Annotated in this window: 15 protein-coding genes and 1 pseudogene; 11 read left to right on the forward strand and 5 right to left on the reverse strand. The window is 38.0% G+C overall.

Annotation, left to right across the window (positions count from 1 at the left end; translation table 11 throughout):
- The coding region (locus tag MB09_RS14885) for a transposase (protein ID WP_045080565.1) at positions 1 to 240 on the reverse strand (240 nt) is incomplete at its 3' end.
- Between the two features lie 182 nt (positions 241 to 422).
- Positions 423 to 653 (reverse strand): annotated as a pseudogene (locus MB09_RS16625) (integrase core domain-containing protein); the annotation flags it as partial.
- 691 nt (positions 654 to 1,344) lie between these two features.
- On the opposite strand from MB09_RS16625, the gene MB09_RS14890 reads away from it, so the two are divergent.
- The 3 genes from MB09_RS14890 (at position 1,345) to MB09_RS14900 (ending at position 3,614) form a co-directional block, all read left to right on the forward strand.
- Positions 1,345 to 1,560 (forward strand): hypothetical protein, encoded by a 216-nt coding sequence (locus MB09_RS14890; protein WP_045081721.1) that lies wholly within the window; start codon positions 1,345 to 1,347, stop codon positions 1,558 to 1,560.
- A 192-nt stretch (positions 1,561 to 1,752) separates the two neighbouring features.
- A complete protein-coding gene (locus MB09_RS14895; RefSeq protein WP_084709159.1) occupies positions 1,753 to 3,267 on the forward strand; it encodes a MauE/DoxX family redox-associated membrane protein in 1,515 nt (504 codons plus the stop codon).
- A 95-nt stretch (positions 3,268 to 3,362) separates the two neighbouring features.
- A complete protein-coding gene (locus MB09_RS14900) occupies positions 3,363 to 3,614 on the forward strand; it encodes a DUF6520 family protein (protein ID WP_045081722.1) in 252 nt (83 codons plus the stop codon).
- A gap of 46 nt (positions 3,615 to 3,660) precedes the next feature.
- Here the strand turns inward: MB09_RS14900 and MB09_RS14905 are convergent, their stop codons facing one another.
- The 3 genes from MB09_RS14905 to MB09_RS14915 are packed head-to-tail and all read right to left on the reverse strand — an operon-like array spanning position 3,661 to position 10,687.
- Positions 3,661 to 6,273 (reverse strand): S9 family peptidase, encoded by a 2,613-nt coding sequence (locus tag MB09_RS14905; RefSeq protein WP_045081723.1) that lies wholly within the window; start codon positions 6,271 to 6,273, stop codon positions 3,661 to 3,663.
- A gap of 1 nt (position 6,274) precedes the next feature.
- A complete protein-coding gene (locus tag MB09_RS14910; RefSeq protein ID WP_240484851.1) occupies positions 6,275 to 7,675 on the reverse strand; it encodes a RagB/SusD family nutrient uptake outer membrane protein in 1,401 nt (466 codons plus the stop codon).
- Positions 7,676 to 7,687: 12 nt separating this feature from the next.
- Positions 7,688 to 10,687, reverse strand: coding sequence for a SusC/RagA family TonB-linked outer membrane protein (locus MB09_RS14915; RefSeq protein ID WP_045081724.1), 3,000 nt, complete (start codon positions 10,685 to 10,687; stop codon positions 7,688 to 7,690).
- Positions 10,688 to 11,436: 749 nt separating this feature from the next.
- Between MB09_RS14915 and MB09_RS14920 the strand changes: the two genes are divergently transcribed.
- From MB09_RS14920 to MB09_RS16240, 8 genes are all read left to right on the forward strand, one after another.
- Complete coding sequence (locus tag MB09_RS14920; RefSeq protein ID WP_045081725.1) at positions 11,437 to 11,763, forward strand: hypothetical protein; 327 nt, start codon at positions 11,437 to 11,439, stop codon at positions 11,761 to 11,763.
- Positions 11,764 to 11,918: 155 nt separating this feature from the next.
- On the forward strand, positions 11,919 to 12,074 hold the full coding sequence (locus tag MB09_RS16235) for a hypothetical protein (protein WP_165586719.1): 156 nt from the start codon (positions 11,919 to 11,921) through the stop codon (positions 12,072 to 12,074).
- Between the two features lie 78 nt (positions 12,075 to 12,152).
- Positions 12,153 to 12,638 (forward strand): hypothetical protein, encoded by a 486-nt coding sequence (locus MB09_RS14930; RefSeq protein WP_131459940.1) that lies wholly within the window; start codon positions 12,153 to 12,155, stop codon positions 12,636 to 12,638.
- A 580-nt stretch (positions 12,639 to 13,218) separates the two neighbouring features.
- Complete coding sequence (locus tag MB09_RS14935) at positions 13,219 to 14,040, forward strand: hypothetical protein (protein WP_131459942.1); 822 nt, start codon at positions 13,219 to 13,221, stop codon at positions 14,038 to 14,040.
- Between the two features lie 25 nt (positions 14,041 to 14,065).
- Positions 14,066 to 17,158: a DEAD/DEAH box helicase gene (locus tag MB09_RS14940; protein WP_165586720.1), complete on the forward strand. Its 3,093-nt coding sequence runs from the start codon at positions 14,066 to 14,068 to the stop codon at positions 17,156 to 17,158.
- 887 nt (positions 17,159 to 18,045) lie between these two features.
- Positions 18,046 to 18,309: a hypothetical protein gene (locus MB09_RS14945; protein ID WP_131459944.1), complete on the forward strand. Its 264-nt coding sequence runs from the start codon at positions 18,046 to 18,048 to the stop codon at positions 18,307 to 18,309.
- Between the two features lie 72 nt (positions 18,310 to 18,381).
- Positions 18,382 to 18,933: a hypothetical protein gene (locus MB09_RS14950; RefSeq protein ID WP_131459946.1), complete on the forward strand. Its 552-nt coding sequence runs from the start codon at positions 18,382 to 18,384 to the stop codon at positions 18,931 to 18,933.
- A 335-nt stretch (positions 18,934 to 19,268) separates the two neighbouring features.
- Positions 19,269 to 19,415: a hypothetical protein gene (locus tag MB09_RS16240; protein WP_165586721.1), complete on the forward strand. Its 147-nt coding sequence runs from the start codon at positions 19,269 to 19,271 to the stop codon at positions 19,413 to 19,415.
- The last annotated feature ends 45 nt before the right edge of the window (positions 19,416 to 19,460 follow it).

A 19,460-nucleotide genomic window follows, 5' to 3' on the forward strand; every position in this document is an offset into this window, starting at 1 on the left:
TATTTTTCGGGTATCGCTCATTAGTTCTACAACTTGTTTTACGCCTCGTTTGCGGTTGTGCGAGTATTTATCGAGCCATTTGTATACTGCCGTAGTGGAAACTTCATATTCCCTGCTGACCTCCAGGACGGTAGAAACGTTCTTCTCAATCTCTCTTACTTTTTTGCGCTTAAAGCTCTCGCTAAAATAACGATTTACACGCTGGGACGATTTATTGCTAAAATCTTCTACTTTCGCCATAATAATAAGTTGGTTTAAACTCCGTAAAACGGTCAACTTATTTCAGTACCCGACAGTTTGTGGTTTGTGGTTTGTGGTTTGTGGTTTGTGGTTTGCAGGTTGATGGTTGTAGGTTTTAGGTTTCAGGTTTCAGGTTTCAGGTTTCAGGTTTGTAGAGTACTAAATAAGGTTGACGGTTTATTTTAATAATTTATCTTGTATTTTGGTTTATGCTGTTGGGTTAGGCTATCAAAATAAGTTTCAAATTCTGTTGGTTTCATTTTATTTAATGAACCATGTGGCCTTTCATTATTATTTAAATAGATCCATCTAGCTAGCATTTTATCAGCCGTTTTGAAGGATATATTGATATTCTCAAGGTTTAATATATTATTTAATATTCCATTTAGGGATTCTGCGTGTGCATTTTCCCAAGCTTTTCCACCTAGCTTATTTAAGGGAAAGAATAGAAATAGGTAGCTGAATTACATAGATTGATATGTATCATCCAGCGCTGGATACACGGAGCGCGGTTGAAGGGCATCCCTCTCTCTCCCCGTGTGCAGTGGAAGTGGGACTTCAGTCACCATCTGTACAGGTTTCACCATAATATGTGGTATATGTTAAAATACAGTAGATTATTTTCATCTACGGGCTTTCCCAAAGGGCTATGGGATATTGGTTGAATAAATCAAGAAGGGTTTGAAGATAATTGAAAAAATAGATTTAAATTTATGGGAATTAAGATATTCGCGGTATTATTATGAAATCGCTACGCTCAATAATAGATGAAATATATCATCTCTTTATTCCTAAATCAAAAAAGGAAGTTTGGGTTTCAAGGCCAAAGAATACTATTTACAAGTTGGGTTTTCTCTTAATTTTACTCATGTTATTTTTTCTGTTGGCTGCGTGGGCATTGGGTTTGGGGTGGCCTTTTTAGCTGAAACTGAAAGTAATGAAACCCAATTCCAACAGTAACTGTATTCTAGTCAATTAAAAACCATCATTGGGGTGATGGATTTGTCAATTCCCAGCCCATTACGGAAAACCTTTAAAGGAGGGCTTTTAAATCGTGAAGAATAATTTTTGCTGTAAGCTATAGGCTAATATCCACTTATCAAATTGCTAATCGTTAATTTCTCATTGGTAATAGATAATACCGCGGAGAATATCGAATATAATTCGTTGCAAGTTTCAAAAGGCAGGGAGATACATGACAAATACACCCATAAAGAAGCACCCATTCCAAAAGCGCGCGAGGTGCTAATGGGAATGGGACATACTGTTGCGGCACACGCGATGGAATCGCGCGGCAGCGGGGGGATGCGGGTAAAGTAATCTCGTAAACCTACTTCCTAGCGTGATTAAAACCTAATCACCATGGAAAGAGGATCACCTGCCCATCCTAGAGTCGTTGGAAATTGATGTTTTGTTAAGTTGAGGGTATTTCCCTTAAAAATTTCCGGTTTTTCCTTACTACATAGGAGGTGTAAATTTCTTACTTCTGTATGTAACCACCTAATTTTATGAATGTTAAAACAAAGCATTTATTTAATTATGGGCTTTACAGTACCTTATATAGAAAGCATAAGACGGAATGCAGCAGGTGCGGTCTCCTATCTGTTTGTATTATTGTTTTTGTATGCTGCCGTAAGCAAGCTCTTGGATTTTGAAACCTTTGAGGTACAATTGGCACAGTCGCCCCTGCTTAGTGCATACGCTGGTTTTATTGCCTGGGCGGTGCCGGGTCTGGAAATTCTTATTGCCGTTTTATTGACCCTTCCAAAATATAGAATCCCCGCCCTGTATGCCGCCTTTACCTTAATGGTGATGTTTACGGCCTATATCTATATCATACTTAATTTCTCCGATTTTATCCCATGCTCCTGTGGAGGCGTCCTCGAAAAATTGAGTTGGACGCAACACCTTATTTTTAATATTGTTTTCATAATCCTGGCTGGGGTGGTGGTCTTTTTTACTGCGCGAAGGAATAACAAAAAGACCTTGCTTTTGCTTGCTGTCCTTGCCATTTTTGGTGTTGCTGTCGTCACGCTGTTGTTTGTCTTTTCTGAAAAAAAGATGCATCGCAACAATGCGTTTCAGCGGAGGTATATTCCACATCCCATAAAACTGAAAAATGCAGTTGACTTAGAATACAATTCGTTTTACATCGCCGGGCTTACAGATAGTTTAATCTATTTGTGGAATGTGACCGCCCCTTTGAACGTAATGGAGCTATCCACAGCATTAAAGGCAGAAAACAACTATAGGATCCAATTGGATAAAATGGACCTTCCCTATACAAACATTCAAATAGAAATTAAACCTCCTAATTTTTATGTGAGCGATGGTACTATACCAATAATTTTACAAGGAAATATTACTTCTTGGAAGGCAAGGACTTTGATGCAAAGCCAATTTTATTTTTCACAAATAGTTTCATTGGATACAACCCAATTTGTAATGAGAACTATTGATGGCAGGTCAAAACAAAATGTTATAGCCTCATTTTCCCCTACTGAGGATAGCTTGAAAATTAATAACGCGCTATTACAAACAGAAGCGAATTCCATCTTTGCTACCGATGGCCAACTACTGTACGACTCTAATTTTGGAAGAATTATTTATGTCTATTACTATCGCAATCAGTTTGTTGTATTTGATAAATATCTGAATCTAGATTATGTGGGAAATACAATCGATACCATTTCTAAAGCACAACTTGACATAATACACAATGCTAGTACCAACGAGAACAAATTAAAGGGCAATGCCACTATCGTAAATCAGCAGGCTGCCATAGCTGGAGATTATTTATTCATTGTTTCAGACAGGCTGGGTAAATATGAAGAAGCTAAAGTTTTGCAGCAGGCTACTATTATGGACGTTTATACTATTTCCAAAAATAGGTATGCGTTTAGCTTTTACATCTATAATTATAAAGGGGAAAAGGTTTCTCGCTTTGCCGTCAACAATAACCAACTGCTAACGCTTATGGGAGATTACCTTGTAAGCTATCAACTCAACGAAACCTATTTTAAATGATATTAAATTTTAAAGACATACAGGCCTGTATCAGGAAATAGATCGAACACCTGTAGAAGAAAGTAGATCATAGTATAAATTTAAATTTTAAAAATATGAAAAGTTTAAAATTCAAATGGGCATTGCCACTATTGGCAGTAGCCTTTGCCGTAACCGCAGCTTTTGCGAGCCAAAAGACCAATTCTGGGAATTTGGTTTTGGAACAGGGGTATGTACATAGTACACAACCTTGTAAAAAATCTATCCAATGTAATAGTTCGGGTAGTATCCAGTGTACATCAGGAGGTAATCTTGTATGGGCAATGGATGGTTCCACAGGCTGTGACCGACCGCTGTTTTTTAATTAAAACAGTTTTTAAAGAAGAAATGGCGCCTTTTGGGCGCCATTTCCAATTATGGCTTTAAGTACCTGGCCAACCACTTTGAAATCCTATTTGTAAGATCTTTTTGATTTTTGGAATTTTGAATGGCATGGGTTTCATTGGGATAGTTTAAAAAAGTAACATCCTTGCCTAACCTACGTAAGGCTAGATAGAATTCAATATTCTGTCGCACATCGATATGTACATCATCGGCACCAGACCAAAGTAATATGGGTGTGTTTACTTGCTGTACATGGTCCATGGGCGAATTTCTTTTATAGGCTTCAGGGGCATCAAAATAGGAAGTTCCCATACGCCATTGGTGTTCTTCAAACCACCAACTGTCTGGCCGGCCATCGTACCCACCTACCGTAAGGTAGAAGCTCCGAAAATCCGTTACTCCCGCCCCAGAGACGATCGCTGCAAACATATTCGTCTGCGTCGCAATAAAGGCTGCTTCGTAGCCCCCAAAGGAATGTCCCTGCAGCGCCATTCGGTCCTTATCCACCATTCGAGTTTTTAAAACACGTTCCACCGCAGCTTTTACACATTGCAGCGCTGATATTCCGGGATCGCCCAACTTATAGACTATATCGGGATAAAGCACAAAATAACCCTGTCCCGTGTAAACCTTTGGGTTAAACCCGTCCCCATTGTTCAGCGTTGGGGTTATATAGTTATAGAACCTGTCCGACAGACGCTCATAGATATGGACTATCATTGGATATTGTTCACCCTCCACATAACAGTCGGGATACATGAGTATGCCCTGTAAATCCCGGCCATCAAAACTTTTATAGCTGATAAGCTCCTGCCTCGGACTCACAAAGTCCTTGTATTGTAGGTTGCTTTCATATAACAGGGATTCCTTTCCATCTTCCAGAAAATAGATCCTTCTAGGGATGTCAAACGATTCTTCCTGTACAATATAACTTCCTGCTTCCTTTGCCTGTTTAAGGTTATCAACCTTGGTCGCTATGGTAAATAGGGGAGTAATGCCTTTTTTTGAATTCCAGTTATAGTAGCCCGAGTGTTTTGGGCCATTGGCTTCCAAAAGGATGTCTTTTTCTGTATCCAATATATCCAGCGTAAATCTCTCAAACCGCTGAAAAGGGAATTCTTCATATTGCTTTCTATAAACCCTAAATACTGTTTTATCCTCGCGCCCATTGGTTATACGATGAAATTCTCTTCCGTCAACAGAAACTTTCCAAATATCAAATTCGTCATAAATATAAACCCATTTATTATCTGGGCTCCAACCCGCGAAACCATAGGGCCAAACGGCATTTGATGAAGGGTGGTCTGTGGTATCCAAATCAAAAGGGATATTAGCTGATACGTCTGTATGGCTATCCATTGGTATAGTGTACACCCACCACTTTCTATTTTTATAGTAAGCAATGTGCTTTCCGTTGGGTGAAGGGTATTTGTTTTTAAAATCAATAGTATGTTTTTCGACCATACGTTTTTTATCTTTCGTATTCAGATCCATCACATAAAAATCGGCATCCCCTTCATATTTGAACTGTGGTTCATATTGCTTCTTGTCAAAAAGAAGTGCATAATGCTCATTGGGCAAAAGATAGGCGGTTGGCAATTTTTCAGTGGCAATCTGCAAAACCTCTTTTTGCTCCGGCTTCCACTGCATTAGCCAAGGCCCCATCGCAGGATCATTGAACCGCAATTGTTGTGGTACGATCCACGGGTCGTCCCCCTTCCAAACCTGCACCTTGTTTTTTAAGGTATCGATATTACGTTCCAAATAACTTTTTGGGCGCACATAAAAAAACAGCCGCTCCCCATCTGCCGCATAAAAGATTTTACTTCCTCCTTCCATATAGGTATTCATAGGAAATCCTTTTTGAGAGGGAGGGTGCAGGGTCAGTAGTTTAGGGAGGCTCCCATTTTGAAATTCATGTAGTAAGGTTCTAGGAGTGTTGCCGGTAGTATCCACTTTAGTTTCCATAAAAGCAAGGCGGCTACTTTTTTCGTTCCAGGCCATACTGGAATAAGTGCTGTCATCATTGCTAAGGATAACACTTTTTTGAAGGGATTGGACATCCATCAATACGATCGAATTTTTTTCACCTGTGGCAAAAGTAATTGCTGCCCATTTCCCATTTGGTGAAAATTCGAACCAGCTAACATGTTCCAATTGGGTTGTTTTTCCAGTTTCAAGATCAACAAGTGAGAATCGGTTGTTCGCGTCCAAGACACCGGCATAATCTCCAGTATCAGAAAAATAGAAGAGCTCCAAATCAGGGAAGTTCTTGCTTTCGTTGCGCTCCAAATTTATTAATTGCAGCGTCCTATCGGAATGATAACTATATAGCCACTTGGAATTCGGACTGAATTCATATTCTACGGCCTCCTTATATTTCATGACTTTCTTGTTACGGGTGTTTAGTATCATCAAAGTATCAGTAATCCCAGGATAGTTCAGCCTCCAGGCAGCCCAATGGCCGTCATTGGAAAGTATGGGAGCGTACAGATTGCTCCATTTGGAATATTCCTCTTGCGGTATGCTTTTCTTGCCAACAGCCTGCCCAAAACTGGGGCAGACTGTCGCAAACAAGAAAATGACCACAACTAATTGGCTAATTCTAGGCGTATGTGCACAAATCATTTTTTGTATGGCCATATTAATATCCAGGGTTTTGTGGTTCAAGCTTTGGGTTGAGGTTTAATTCCATTTCCGGGATAGGAAATAGTACGTCCGTAGCCTTCCAATTCGGCTTGATGGGACCAATAACCTCAGCTGCCCGTTGCGTACGCTTTAGGTCGAACCATCGATGGCCCTGCTCGGTGAAAAGCTCATGCCTGCGTTCATTTTCTAAAGCTAATTTTAAAGATTCAACGGTATTTGCAACAGTTGGATCCAGACCCGCGCGGCTTCTGATACGGTTTATATCTTCTTTTGCTCCAGAAAGGTCGCCAAGGTACAGCCGGGCTTCGGCACGGATTAAAAACTGTTCTGCCAACCGTAGTAGTATTGAATATTCATCCCCGCTTCCTTCTCGGGTTTTATATTTATTGGGGTAGAAATATGTTTCATTTCCCACGGCCACCTCCCCAATCCATTGAGGTCTTCTACTGTCCTGGGCTTCAAAGGAAGCAACCAATTCTGGATTCAGCGCCACAAAGGCTGGCGTTTCTTCAAAAATAAAAGTTAGGGCTTCCCAAGTAGGGTTTCCAGCTTCTGGCTTGAGTTGCCAGATGGTTGATGTACTGTTTGTTGTAAATACCATTTCGGTTGTATCTCCTAGGTTTAAGGAACCGTCATTAATGAGTTCAGAGGCAACAGCCGAGGCAGCTGTGTAATTTTGTTGGTATAAATAAGTCCGAGCTAGTAGCGCGTTTGCAGCTTGTGTTGTGGGTCTAGTGCGACTATTGCTTACTTGTCCTGTCAGCAAAGTTTTTGCATCCAGCAGATCTTGAACCAAGATTGGATATACCTCATTTTCGGGCAAGCGTTTAACGTCTTTATTGACTCTGTAATCTGTAGTGGTGATATAGGGCACAGGTCCAAAAAGCTGCAATAGGTGAAAGTGGAGGTATGCCCTTATAAATAGGGTTTCCCCCATAAAAGCATTCTTTTCCGTTTCGGAAAGCTCCTTAGAATTCTGAACACCTTCCAATATACTGTTGGTAGCGTACACTAGGTTATAGGTATCATTCCAAATGGATGCCACCTCTGTATTGGATGCCAGTATGGAATGCCGATAAAATGTTTCTGCATCTTCCCCAGGCACCCCGTAATAGTCAAGTTCATCGGCATATAAACCCATTAAAACATGTAAACCGTTCGTCTGTCCAGTAATGAGCACATTATCGCGTAATTTGGAGTAGATGTTCGCAAAGGCTGCATGTACTGAAGCATCATCATTGAATACCGCAGCGGATGTTAACTCTGATTGTGGAAAATCTACTTCGGTAAAACTATCACAGGCGGTTATTGTAAGACAGATACCCATTAAAAGGGTATAAATATTCAAGACAGGCATCACGCTATATTTCTTTAGAATTTTTAATATATTTTTCATCGGTTGCTAGTTTTATAATGTTAGTTGGAAGCCCATGGTGAGCTTTCGCAAAGGAGGTAAAAACCCCGTGAGTTGTTCTGGGTCACCACTGTTGAATTTTGTAAATAGAAGTAGGTTTTCTCCCTGTAAGGATATTTTACAATCAATACTTCCTTCCCTGCGTTGCGGAAGGCTATAGGTCAAGGACGCATTGCGAAGCCGGACAAAGGAGGCATCGGTTATAGATGCATTACTAAACATATATCTTGAATGGGCAATTAGGGCGTCAAAATTGTAGCCCGCGGTAAATAATTGGGTCTGCGATTGATCCCCTTCGTTTTGCCATTGATCCGTAACAAAGTCGGGTTGGTTTGCCATTTCCCCAGGCGATGCACTTCCCAATATATAGTTGTAGCCGTCACGCTTGGTAAATTGAAACAGGAAATTGAGTTCCAGATTTTTATAGGAAATACGATTATTTATACCGCCGTACCATTTGGGTGCGGTATCCACAATGTACTGTCTATCCTCAGGGGCACTAATTTCACCATCCCCATTATAATCCTCAAATTGATAGACTCCCGTTTCGGGATCAACACCCGTAACATGGTACAGTTTTTTGATATTCAAGGATTGTCCCACAACATATTGATTGGCGTAAGTGGAATTTTCCAAATTCGGAAATGCAATAAGTTTGTTTTTTGGTACGGACAGATTGATACCAGTATCCCAATTCCAGTCCCTGGTTTTAACAGTGTGCGTGTTAAGGCTAAATTCAAGACCACTATTTTCTACCACAGCCCCTAAGTTTGCTTGTATTGATGGAAACCCGGTAGTGCCGGGCAGGGGGAGACCCACCAATTGGTTGGAAGATCGGTTATTGTAATATTCAAAAACAAGATTTATCCGATCCCTAAAAAATCCAAGGTCAAGCCCCCCACTAAACTTTTTGTTTGTTTCCCATCCAAAATCTGGATTAAAGATCCGTGTTGGTTGAAGGCCGCTCACACCATCATAAAGCGTTCCTGTGGCACTATAGGTTTCCAAATATTGGTAGTTGCCTATTTGGTCGTTCCCCGTTATGCCATAGCTGGCGCGAAGTTTTCCTAAACTTAAAAATGAAGCGTTTTTTTTGATAAACGCCTCCTCTGAAAATAGCCAAGCAGCTCCAACGGCCCCAAAGTTGGCAAACCGTTTCCCGTCGCCGAAGCGGCTAGAACCATCCCTTCGTCCCGTAAGATTTAGGATGTATTTATTGGCCAGGGTGTAATTTATGCGTCCAAAAAAAGCTTGGTATTTATATTCCGACAGGGCATCCCGATTGACGCTAAGTGTATTGGCCGCGGCCAAATTATAAATAAGGCTATTGTTTGCAAAGCCTCTCGCGAAATGCGATAGCACATCATCGGTTTGTTTTTGATAGCTAGCGCCCACTAGCACATCCAAAGAAGAATTCCCGATGACTTTATTCCACTTTATTTGGGGTTCAACCAACCAAGATTCCTTTTGTGCCCTATTGTTGTATATGGAGGAGTAGCTACTGCTTATTCCATAGGATGGATCGTACTTGGTATTTGGGCTGGTGCGCGACTCAGCTAGCCCAGTTGTGGTATAACCCATACTCGTTATTAAAGTAAGCTCGGGAAATACCCTATAGGAGAGTCGTGCGTTGGTAATGAGATTCTTTCTATCGGTTAGATATTTTCCCTCCAATTCAGCCAGCGGATTGGCGAAAGTGCCGTTCTCAAAATTCAGGTTACCTTCTGAATCGTACAGTTGGGGGGCATTGGGTGCTAAGAACCGTGTTAGCTGGGTTAGGTCCATTCCCGGAAGGTGGTTTTGCTCCACAGCATAATTTGCTGAAAAGTAGAGCTGAAATTTGTCGTCGATGCTTGTATGGTCTAGATTGGCGTGTACCGAAAGTCTTTTATAGTTAAAATCCTTTGGAAATACCGTAGTTTCTTTGTGATAGCCACCACTTAAAAGAAAACGGGTGTTCCCATTTCCTCCCGAAACAGTTGCCTGAACATTTGTTAAGTAGGCAGTTCCACCGATGAGTTCTTTTTGCCAATCGGTATATCGGTTGGGGTCCCAGGTGCCGTTTACGTCATAGGCATCTTCGGGATATTCGTTAAAACCGTCATTGGCAAAAGCTTCCCTTCGCATTTTTAAGTACTGGTCTGTTTTCATATAATTTATAGTATTAGCCACCTGTGCCATACCTGTATACGTATTTAAATTGAAGGCGGTCTTACCATCTTTTCCTTTTTTGGTTGTTATCAGGATCACTCCATTGGCGCCACGTGAACCGTAGATTGCGGTAGCATCGGCATCTTTTAGCACTTCAATACTTGCAATGTCCTGCGGATTTAAAAGGCTTAAAGGACTTATGTTCCCGCCGGGAATGGTTGTGGCACCTACAGTAGAGAAACCCATAGATTGGGAATCGTAGGGAATTCCATCAATGATGTAAAGGGGATCATTTCCTGCTGCAATGCTGTTTTGCCCCCTAATGCGTACTTCGTAACCCCCGCTTGCAAGTCCGGTGGTTTGCACAATGTTTACTCCCGTCATCCTGCCCTGCATAGCAGCAAGCGGGTTGGAGACAGGCTGGTTCTCAATTTCTGCAGCGGTAATGCGCGCGATACTTCCTGTTTTCTCCCTGTCAGAAACTTTATAGTATCCCGCATTGATAACCACAGCATCCAAGGCCTGGGCATCAACCTGCATCATAACATTTAGAATACTACCACTGCCAACTGCAACTTCCTGGGTTTTATAGCCCACATAGGTAAACACTAACGTATCGTTTGCAGAGGCACTAACGGAGTACCGCCCCTCCACATCGCTCATGCTACCCCGGGCGCTGTTCTTTACCAAGACGTTCACGCCACTTAGTGGGCCCTCGGCATCGGTAATAATGCCACTAATGGTTTTTTGTGGCTGGTTCTGAGAAAAAATAGGGGAGTTGTAGGTTAGGAAAAGGGCAAAAGATAGTGCATAGGCATAGCTTCGCCTGTACTTATTTTTCATAATTTTGCATTGGTTTAATTGGTTACTATTTTAAACTATTGGCCTGCTCCAACGGTCGTCGAAAACTGGGAGCGGGCTTTTTTTTTGGTGGTGAGGGGTGAAGTGTGAAGCGTGAGACGTTACATCCCCCTAGCCCCCTTCGAAGGGGGGACTGGTTTATAGCTTCAATTCACTATCCTTATTATTCATAAGTTTATTTAAAGCCTTAGGCCGTAAGCTTTAGGCTTTAAGCATTTTTGGTTGTGAAGTGTGAAGCGTTGAGGATTACATCCCCCTAGCCCTCCCTCGACAAGCTCGGGACAGGCTCTTCAAAGGGTACATCCCCCTAGCCCCCTTCAAAGGGGGAATGGTTATAGCTTCAATTCACCATCCTTATATTCATAAGCAAAATCTTTTTGGTTACAAATTAGTTGCGAAGCTTCTTGGTTGAAGAAACAGTTGCCTTGAAAGAAAGTTGAGGGAAGAAATAGCGACCAAGCCCCATACAAAAGGGCGCGGAACTCAACTTATTGGCCAGAGGTACTGGTATACCGTGCAACAATAAGAGAGCCCACGCCCGGGTCGTGAGCAATCTGCTTATCGTCTCGTTGCATAAAATTACCAGTTTTCTGACCGAGATTCAAAGCGAAAGCTTCTAATATTTTGCTCTTAGAAGAATCGCAAATATATGTTAATAACACAAATATAATAAAAATCTGTTTACACATGTGTAATTGTACGACTTATTTTTTATTGTTCCATTTGTTTTAATGGGAAAGCAAATTAAAATACCTGAACTGACTGAGGCAATTACCATTGTCTTGAGTAAACTTTATAAAGAAAAAGGTTCAAAGGTACTTTTAAAATTAAATAATGACTATTATAGTGAAATAGGCAAAAGTTTAGGATTAGAAAGATATACATCTGCTGACCATAATGTGACCTGCAGTAAATTGTTTGCAATATGTGATTTTCTAGAAATTTCCCTTTCCGATTTTTTCAAATTGGTAGAGGCCGAAAATGAGCTTCTTAAATTCAATAAGAATAGAAAGGGCGCATTAGTTAAGAATGCTTATGAAAATCAAAACAAAAAATAAAATTTCCTTCTAATTTTTCAAAAAAAAGGATTCTAATCTTATTTTATATTTGAATTTATAATAGGGCTGCACGTATTTGTGATATATATAATTCTCTTAATGTTATATATTTAAATGTTACCAACTAATGCAAACTCGCTCCCTTAAATAGTCATATGGCAAAATTAAAAGAAACTGAAAAACTGATTCTCGAAAAAATCTTTAATATGCAAGGCGGCTATGTCTTGGATTTTTCAAATTTCAAATTCCAACAGTTTATATTTAATACTTTTAAACTCGATATCTATACTTCGAAGTATTCCATATATTGAGATTCTAAAGCTAAAAGACTTAGAGCATTTTGGGATATTGAAGATAATCAAACGGTAGGAAAACTGATATTAGAATTATTGGAAGTTTGGGATACAGAGAGAACTTTGCAAGGTGGAGCATTATCGGGAAATGAGCAATCCCTAAAAGAAAAAGCTTTAATAATAGCTAATAATCTTCTTGGAGTAAAAAGCCAATCTAATAGAAAAGAAGAAACAATTGAAGGTTTTTTAAGCAAAGAATTTGAAGTAATTTCATTGGAAACGTTGAAAATTGATTTTTCTGTAATTGATATATTAAACCAAAGAATAACTGAAGTTCAAAACTCAATAAGATCGAGGTCAGCTTTATCTTGTATTATTTTATGTGGAAGTATTTTAGAAGGAATTTTTTTAGGGATTGCTTCCAATAAAATGAGAGAATTTAATCAGTGCGATATTAGTCCTAAAAATAGGACAACTCAAAGAGTATTACCATTTAATGACTGGTCCTTATCAAATTTTATTGATGTTTCACATAATCTGGGTTTAATTGGATTAGATGTCAAAAAATACAGTCATTATTGAAGAGATTTTAGAAACTACATCCATCCTTACGAATAAATGGCTTCACGTTTTAATCCAGACATTGAAACCGCTAAAATTTCTTGGCAAGTTTTAAAAGCGGCAATAATTGACTTGTCAAAAAATGTCTAATCGCGAAAATGATCTGTAACCAATCACAATAACCGTTGACCCATCCCATAATTTTTGAATACTGAACCAATATAAGCCACTTTGAGCGGCTTTTTTTTGGGTATTTTCTAAAAATGAAATAGATAGCAGTTATACGTGATAAAAAATTTTATATTTGGTGTTTTCCCCTTTACCCTCCATAGCTTTTGCGAAGAAGTGATAATGTCACCCGAAGCTGAATGTGAAGGTGAGTAAATGAAAGTTTCACAGATATTTTCATAAAAAATATGTATTGCTTTACATTTAAAGTTATTAATACATAAATGCTAAGGACATTATGAATAAATAGGGTATCCATTTTTCTGCAAAAACGCCAATAACTTAGAGAGGAAGAATATCTGCAAAATTGAGATAACTATTAAGAGTAATTTAAAGTACTTTTGTAATTGATTTGTAGCGTATGCATAAACATTTGAAAATCGACATTCCAGTCATTGATTCTTTTATCAACAAGTTTGCTGAGATGTATTTGAAACAGCGCGCTCAAACACAGTTTGATTTCAGAAGCATTAATGAACAAGTACTATATCAGAACCTTGGATTCGGTACAGATGCATTAAAACAAATCATTACAAAAAATACCATTCCTATAGATAAAAAAAGAGAACAAGGGTTAGAGCCAAAAGTGCTAAATGACATTTATCGAAGTGATTTGGGTGAATTATTAATGACCTATTATTTTGAAGAAAAACTTCCTGACGGTGAGCGATTTGTTATTCCGATTAAAAACATCACATTTAGAGAGCGGGCAGAATTGCCGGGCAGAGGTCTTGATGCTATAGGATATAGAAAAATTGGAGATACGCAGGTCGAAATTTTATTGAGCGAAGCAAAAGTATCTGCTGACAAAAAGTCTCCCCCTCCCGTTGTAGATTCCACTAATGATTCAATCTATAACACGCAACTTAATCATAAGAATGGAACTCCGATAGTTGTGCAAAGATTGTCCGATTATGCCCGTAGGTTAAATGCTAAAGATGCTGAAATTTTGGGCTTTGCGATAATTAGCATTGAACATCAATTGACCGATAATTACAGTATAACTTATGGTTGTACATTAGTCAGAGACCACACTTGCGTTAATGAAAGCTCTGATTTTGGCAAAATAAAAACAAATCAGAGTGACTTTGAACCAGGGAAGGTTCATTTTTCGATTCTTTCTTTCAGTGACAAAACAATAAAAGATACAGTTGATTTATTTTATGCAAAAGTACAAGAGTTGATAGCCGACTAATATGAGCAATATTATAAATACCATATTGCAAAAAGAATCCATTATATCACTTCTCAATGAAAGTGAGAAAAGATATATATTGGGTCAACTCAAACTCCCTCATTCTTCTGATATAAATGATGGGGAAGTACTTCGTCTCTCATTCTTTTTGATTAACTCTATTTTTTCAGAAGGTGAAGGAGATTTTGATAAAGCCATTGCTTACAAACTTTTGAAATCCATTAACATAAATTCCAAAAATGGCACTTCTTTGTTTGAAGAGGTATTTGGAATAGAAGGAGTTAATTCTAAAACACTTTATTACTTTTATTTGGCAAATGTTGCATTAAAAGCGGATAAACAAATAAGTATCAGGGTAGATTTGATAGAGTACAATCCTGTTACAGAGGAAAATTCAAATTGGAAATATAAACTACTTAATAAGGCATTTGAGGCCTATATTCTGTTGGTCCGTAAGCAAAATGGTTTCTCAGATATTGAAAGAGCTTTAGCTGTAATCGAGACCTTAAAGCAAGAACAACAAATTTATGAAGAAAGATACTTAAAACAGTTTTCTACCGCAAATGAAGTCCAAGAAGCATATATATTACTCTCCTTATATCATATATCGAAAGCAGTTGTAGAAACCGCTTCCTATCTGCAGAAAGGATATGATTATAAAGAGCGATTAGATGCGGTTATCAGACAACATTTAGATATAGCAAAGAAATTGGTCAAAGGTGAACCAAGGCTACAGAGTGTGTTTCAACTTTTTGAGTTTGGATTAAACACAATGTATAAAAATGCCATTTGGACTCAAACTAAATTCAATGACAAGATTAAACTCCTTTGTAAAAGGAAAGCGGAATTAGGTATTTTAGAGCTTTTACCTTCCCAAAGAGAAGCATTGTCAGAAAATTTGTTAGATGTTGCTTCTAATGTTACAGTACTACAAATGCCTACGAGTGCTGGGAAAACGCTTTTGGCTGAGTTTAATATAATTGTAACAAAAGCATTAAGAGCAGATGCGAAAATAGTTTACATAGTGCCTTCAAGAGCATTGGTTAATCAGATTTATTTCGATTTAAAAACGGATTTAGAACAGCTTGATTTTGTAATTGAGAAAACATCGTCAGCAATAGAAATAGACCCAACGGAGGATTCATTTTTAAGTGGAGATGATAAAATAGATGTTCTTGTTTCTACTCCTGAAAAGCTTGATTTATTAATTAGAAGAAAGCATCCTTCGGTAGATGATGTTTCTATGTTTATTCTTGACGAAGCACACACAATTCAGAATGGAGAACGTGGGGCTAAATTGGAATTATTATTAGCCATATTAAGAAGAGAAAGACCAAACGCCAAATACATGCTGTTATCTCCATTTATTAAAAATGCGGATACGATAATTACAGAATGGCTCGGTGGAGGTAATTCCATTGCTATAGATTGGAAACCTTCTGAAAAGCTAATGTTGGGAATTAATACCCACATTACTCCGAAACGAACAAAAAATGAAATTCACATAGAAGTGCTACCTTCTCCTTATGAATCTAATCAACCAATCGGAAAAACAATTATTAAAAATCCTTATGAACTAGAAAGTACGGGTTCAAAAGACAAGATTCTTGAATTCTCTATTAAACATTTTTCAGAGGAGGAAAAAACAATCTTATTGCTGTGTTGGGGGAAAACTACAGCCAATAATAGAGCCAAATTTATTTATAATAAAGTGAATCTTTACACCCCTAATGATGATGTTAAACTTGTCAAGAAATTCATTGAAGATGAAGTAGGTAGACAGACTACCTTATCAAAAGTTATTGAAAAGGGAATTGTTACTCATCATTCAGGAATGTCAGATGAAACAAAATTATTGATCGAACATTTAATTAGGGAAAAGCAAATAAAATTTGTTTGTGCAACCACAACTATAGCAGAAGGTGTAAACTTTCCGGTTTCAACTGTTTTCTTTGATGATTTTAGAAAAGGTGATAATAAGCTTGATACTAATGATTTTTGGAATATAGCTGGTAGAGCAGGCAGAACATTAGTTGATAATTACGGAAAGATTATTCTTCCTTTTAATAGTGATGTAAATATAAAAAGTGCAAAAAGTTTAATAAACAAAAGTGCCAATGAGTTAACAAGTGTTTTAGCGGAACTTTTTGAAAATGCTGATATAATTGAACAGAAGTTAAAAGAGATTGATGGCTTAAAAGAATTATTCAGAGACTATCCAGACTCCCTTTCTCCATTAATTCAATATTTTGTGCATTTACTAACTGTTGGTGAAAATGAATACTTTGTTTCCGAAATAGAGGATTTGTTCAAAGACTCGTTAGAGTATTATTTATTAGATACACCCGAGAAAAAGGAAAAATTCATCTCAATTTGTAAGTCAATATATTTACATATTCAATCAAAGTATCAAAGGCAGGGTGGTGCATTAACTTTTGCAGATAAGACGGGATTCTCTGTTCCTTCGGTTTTAAGAATTATGACAGCTGCGTCTCAAAATCCTAATATTAATGATTTAAATTCTTGGTCAAAAGAACAATTATTTAATAACCAGAATCCCGGTAATCTTGCTGAAAAAATAAGAGTTATAGCAGCATTACGAGAAACAAAATTGGGAATAGAATCTAGTAACACTCCTTTTAACGCGGAGCTTTATGCAAAAATCATTATTAATTGGGTAAAAGGTCAAAAGCTTGGGAGTATATCGGATTTGCATCCTGCATATTCTCGAAGTACAGATGAAGATATTTCCGAAAAAAATATGACTGAATTTGTAAAAAAGATGAATGATATACGTTTTAAAACTTCTTGGGGCTTAAGTGCATTGGAAGGAATCGTAAGGGGCAATGAGGATATTAAAGATTCACACATACCATCATTGGTTTATTTTGGTGTTGACAATGAAAACGCTTTAGCTTTTAGAATGATTGGTGCTCCAAGAGCATTATCTTTTTCTCTTCAAAACATTTTGGATAAAAACCTAAATGAGTATTCATATAAGAGCTTGAGAAGTAGAGTTAATAGTTTGACTAATTCTGATTGGGATGGATTGAAGCCTTCCAATTCATCATTAAGTGGTATGGAGTGGAAAAGAATTTCAGAAATATTAATTAGGTAACACCAAACATTGTGAGAAGAAAATAAAGAGCGAAGGCATAACATCACCTATACGCCAGAAGAGTTTTCGCTCCGTAGCCAGCTCTGGTTTTGGTGGACAGGAAAGCACTCCGAAACCTCAACAAGAAATATGCAAAGCGTTGCTAAAAATGAAATAGATAGCGGTTGTATTTATTAAAAAACTTTATATTTGGTATTCTCCCTGGTTTTCAATGAACAATAAACAATTATCAATTAGCAATGAACAATCAGCAATTAGATAATTGGATTGTTGGATGGTTGGACTATATCTTAAAGTCTAAAGCAAAATGATTTATATTTGATATTCTCCCCGGTTAAAATGTAGGCTGTTACGGTTTTCCCTAATGGGAGGGAGGTGTTTTTCCTTTTTTATGCATTCCTCTCAGTCGTGCCTCCCTCGTCGGATGCAAGGCCAAAAAAGAATCAAAAAAGGCTAGGCTTACGAAAATCAACCGCCTTCCTCTCGCTCCGCTCGTCGGAGGCGATAAAATTTCTTTATTTCCGGCGCAAAAATAAAGCTTGGTAAATGCTAAGATTGTGAGTGGAATATTTATTGTTTTGTATTTATGACAATAATTTTTTCAAAGAAGGATTTTTGCTTGCTCCTCTAATAAATTCATTTTCTACCCTTCGACGGCGCTCAGGGCAAGCTTCTTTTCGAAGGCCAGGGGGTGAGGGTTTGATTATTAGCTTAAAGATTACAGCCTATAGCAAAAATTATTATATTTGGTATTCTCCCCAGTTAAAATGCAGGTTGTTACGGTTTTCCGTAAAAAGCTTAGTACGTATATAATTACATTTGAAAATATGAATGTTTAAAAATCGAAGATGAAAAGAAAGCTTGTCATCATATTGTTATTTATTTCAATGATTCAATTAGGATACAGTCAAGATTTTGAAATCATAAGAGAATCGAAAAAATTGATTGATAGTAGAAATATTTATCTCAATGGTGGTATGCGTGCGGGGTTTGATGGAAAATCCCGCACCTCCATTAAGATCGATTTACCACCCAATACTGTGGAGTGGTATTATAGTTTCACCACGACCGAGGGAGAAAATGGTACGGCAAAGCTTAACTTGGCTATGCAACTATCCCGTATGTTGGTAGATCCCAGTGGTCTTTCTTAAATAGCAACTTCTAGAATCAAGGTGCCAGAAGGAGTAGCTGCGGCAGACATTTATCTGCTTGATCAAAAAAATATGCATTTATTTCTTCAAAAGGTAGAATTAAATAATGGCACTTTTCTTCACTATCCAGAAGGAATGGTGCAAAACACAAAACAGGCTATTGTAAAAGTGGATGATATTAAAAGTGGAACGTGGTACTTGGGTTTAAAGAATCCAAGCGCTATGAATGGCATTCATATTAATATTGAAGTTGTTGCAATTACCGAAACCAGAAAGCCCATTGCCAAAACCGAAAAGCAGCAAAAGGCAGAATTATATGCCGGGTTGGCGAAAACGCAATTTGAAAACGAAGCATACGATAAATGTGTTGAATATTGTGATAAAGCAATATCTGAATATGAATTGGGGTGGGTTTTGGCTACTAAAGGCCTTGCCCAACTGATGCTTGGTAAGGAAATAGAGGGTACGGAAACTTATATTATTGCAATCACGCTTGTTAAAAAACAACCGAATCCAAACCGTATTTTTAGGGAAATGATTCACGATATAGATAAGACCATTAAAACAAATCCTGATCTAAAAGGGGCAGTTGAAATTAAAAAATTGATTACCGCCCAACTATAAATACTTTTTAAAATATAGGCCTCTTAGAAACCGAGACCTATTTGTTCGTACTCACCCTTTTAAACGACTAATCTTTAGGCTTATGCTTATGGGGTTTTAATCCCGGGTGTTTTGGCTTTGTCTCTGGTGTAACACGTCTTCGCCTATCTGGAGTTCCGTCTTCTTTTTTGGGTTTCGGTCCGGGTTTAATTGCTTTAATTTTTTCCATCTTGTTAAATTTTATATTACTAGGAATAAAATTACCATAGATAATAATAGGATACTTACGGAAAACCGTAAGGAAAGCTAAAATCTATAATATAACTTAGTGGTATTAATAATTTAAATTTAATATTATGGCAGTAAAACACACGCCCACGGGCGAAGTTCACAGTGGTTCCAAAGGTGAATACACTGGATGTGGAACAAATACAAATACTCATCCGGACCATTGGGTAAACACATCACAGAGTATTACTTGCGATAAGAATGGTTGCAAGTAAATTTAAATTTGTAATCTTGGGAGTTTGGGATGCAATCTTAAGACC

This window comes from Aequorivita vladivostokensis, assembly GCF_000952855.1.
Lineage (GTDB): Bacteria > Bacteroidota > Bacteroidia > Flavobacteriales > Flavobacteriaceae > Aequorivita > Aequorivita vladivostokensis.

What these genes read in the sequence shown, in the direction of transcription:
- MB09_RS14945 (WP_131459944.1), top strand. Translation starts at nt 18,046, where the DNA reads ATGATTCAATTAGGATACAGTCAAGATTTTGAAATCATAAGAGAATCG.
- MB09_RS14910 (WP_240484851.1), bottom strand. Translation starts at nt 7,675, where the DNA reads ATGAAAAATATATTAAAAATTCTAAAGAAATATAGCGTGATGCCTGTC.
- MB09_RS14950 (WP_131459946.1), top strand. Translation starts at nt 18,382, where the DNA reads ATGCATTTATTTCTTCAAAAGGTAGAATTAAATAATGGCACTTTTCTT.
- MB09_RS14900 (WP_045081722.1), top strand. Translation starts at nt 3,363, where the DNA reads ATGAAAAGTTTAAAATTCAAATGGGCATTGCCACTATTGGCAGTAGCC.
- MB09_RS16240 (WP_165586721.1), top strand. Translation starts at nt 19,269, where the DNA reads ATGGCAGTAAAACACACGCCCACGGGCGAAGTTCACAGTGGTTCCAAA.
- MB09_RS14920 (WP_045081725.1), top strand. Translation starts at nt 11,437, where the DNA reads ATGGGAAAGCAAATTAAAATACCTGAACTGACTGAGGCAATTACCATT.
- MB09_RS14905 (WP_045081723.1), bottom strand. Translation starts at nt 6,273, where the DNA reads ATGGCCATACAAAAAATGATTTGTGCACATACGCCTAGAATTAGCCAA.
- MB09_RS14915 (WP_045081724.1), bottom strand. Translation starts at nt 10,687, where the DNA reads ATGAAAAATAAGTACAGGCGAAGCTATGCCTATGCACTATCTTTTGCC.
- MB09_RS14895 (WP_084709159.1), top strand. Translation starts at nt 1,753, where the DNA reads ATGTTAAAACAAAGCATTTATTTAATTATGGGCTTTACAGTACCTTAT.
- MB09_RS16235 (WP_165586719.1), top strand. Translation starts at nt 11,919, where the DNA reads ATGGCAAAATTAAAAGAAACTGAAAAACTGATTCTCGAAAAAATCTTT.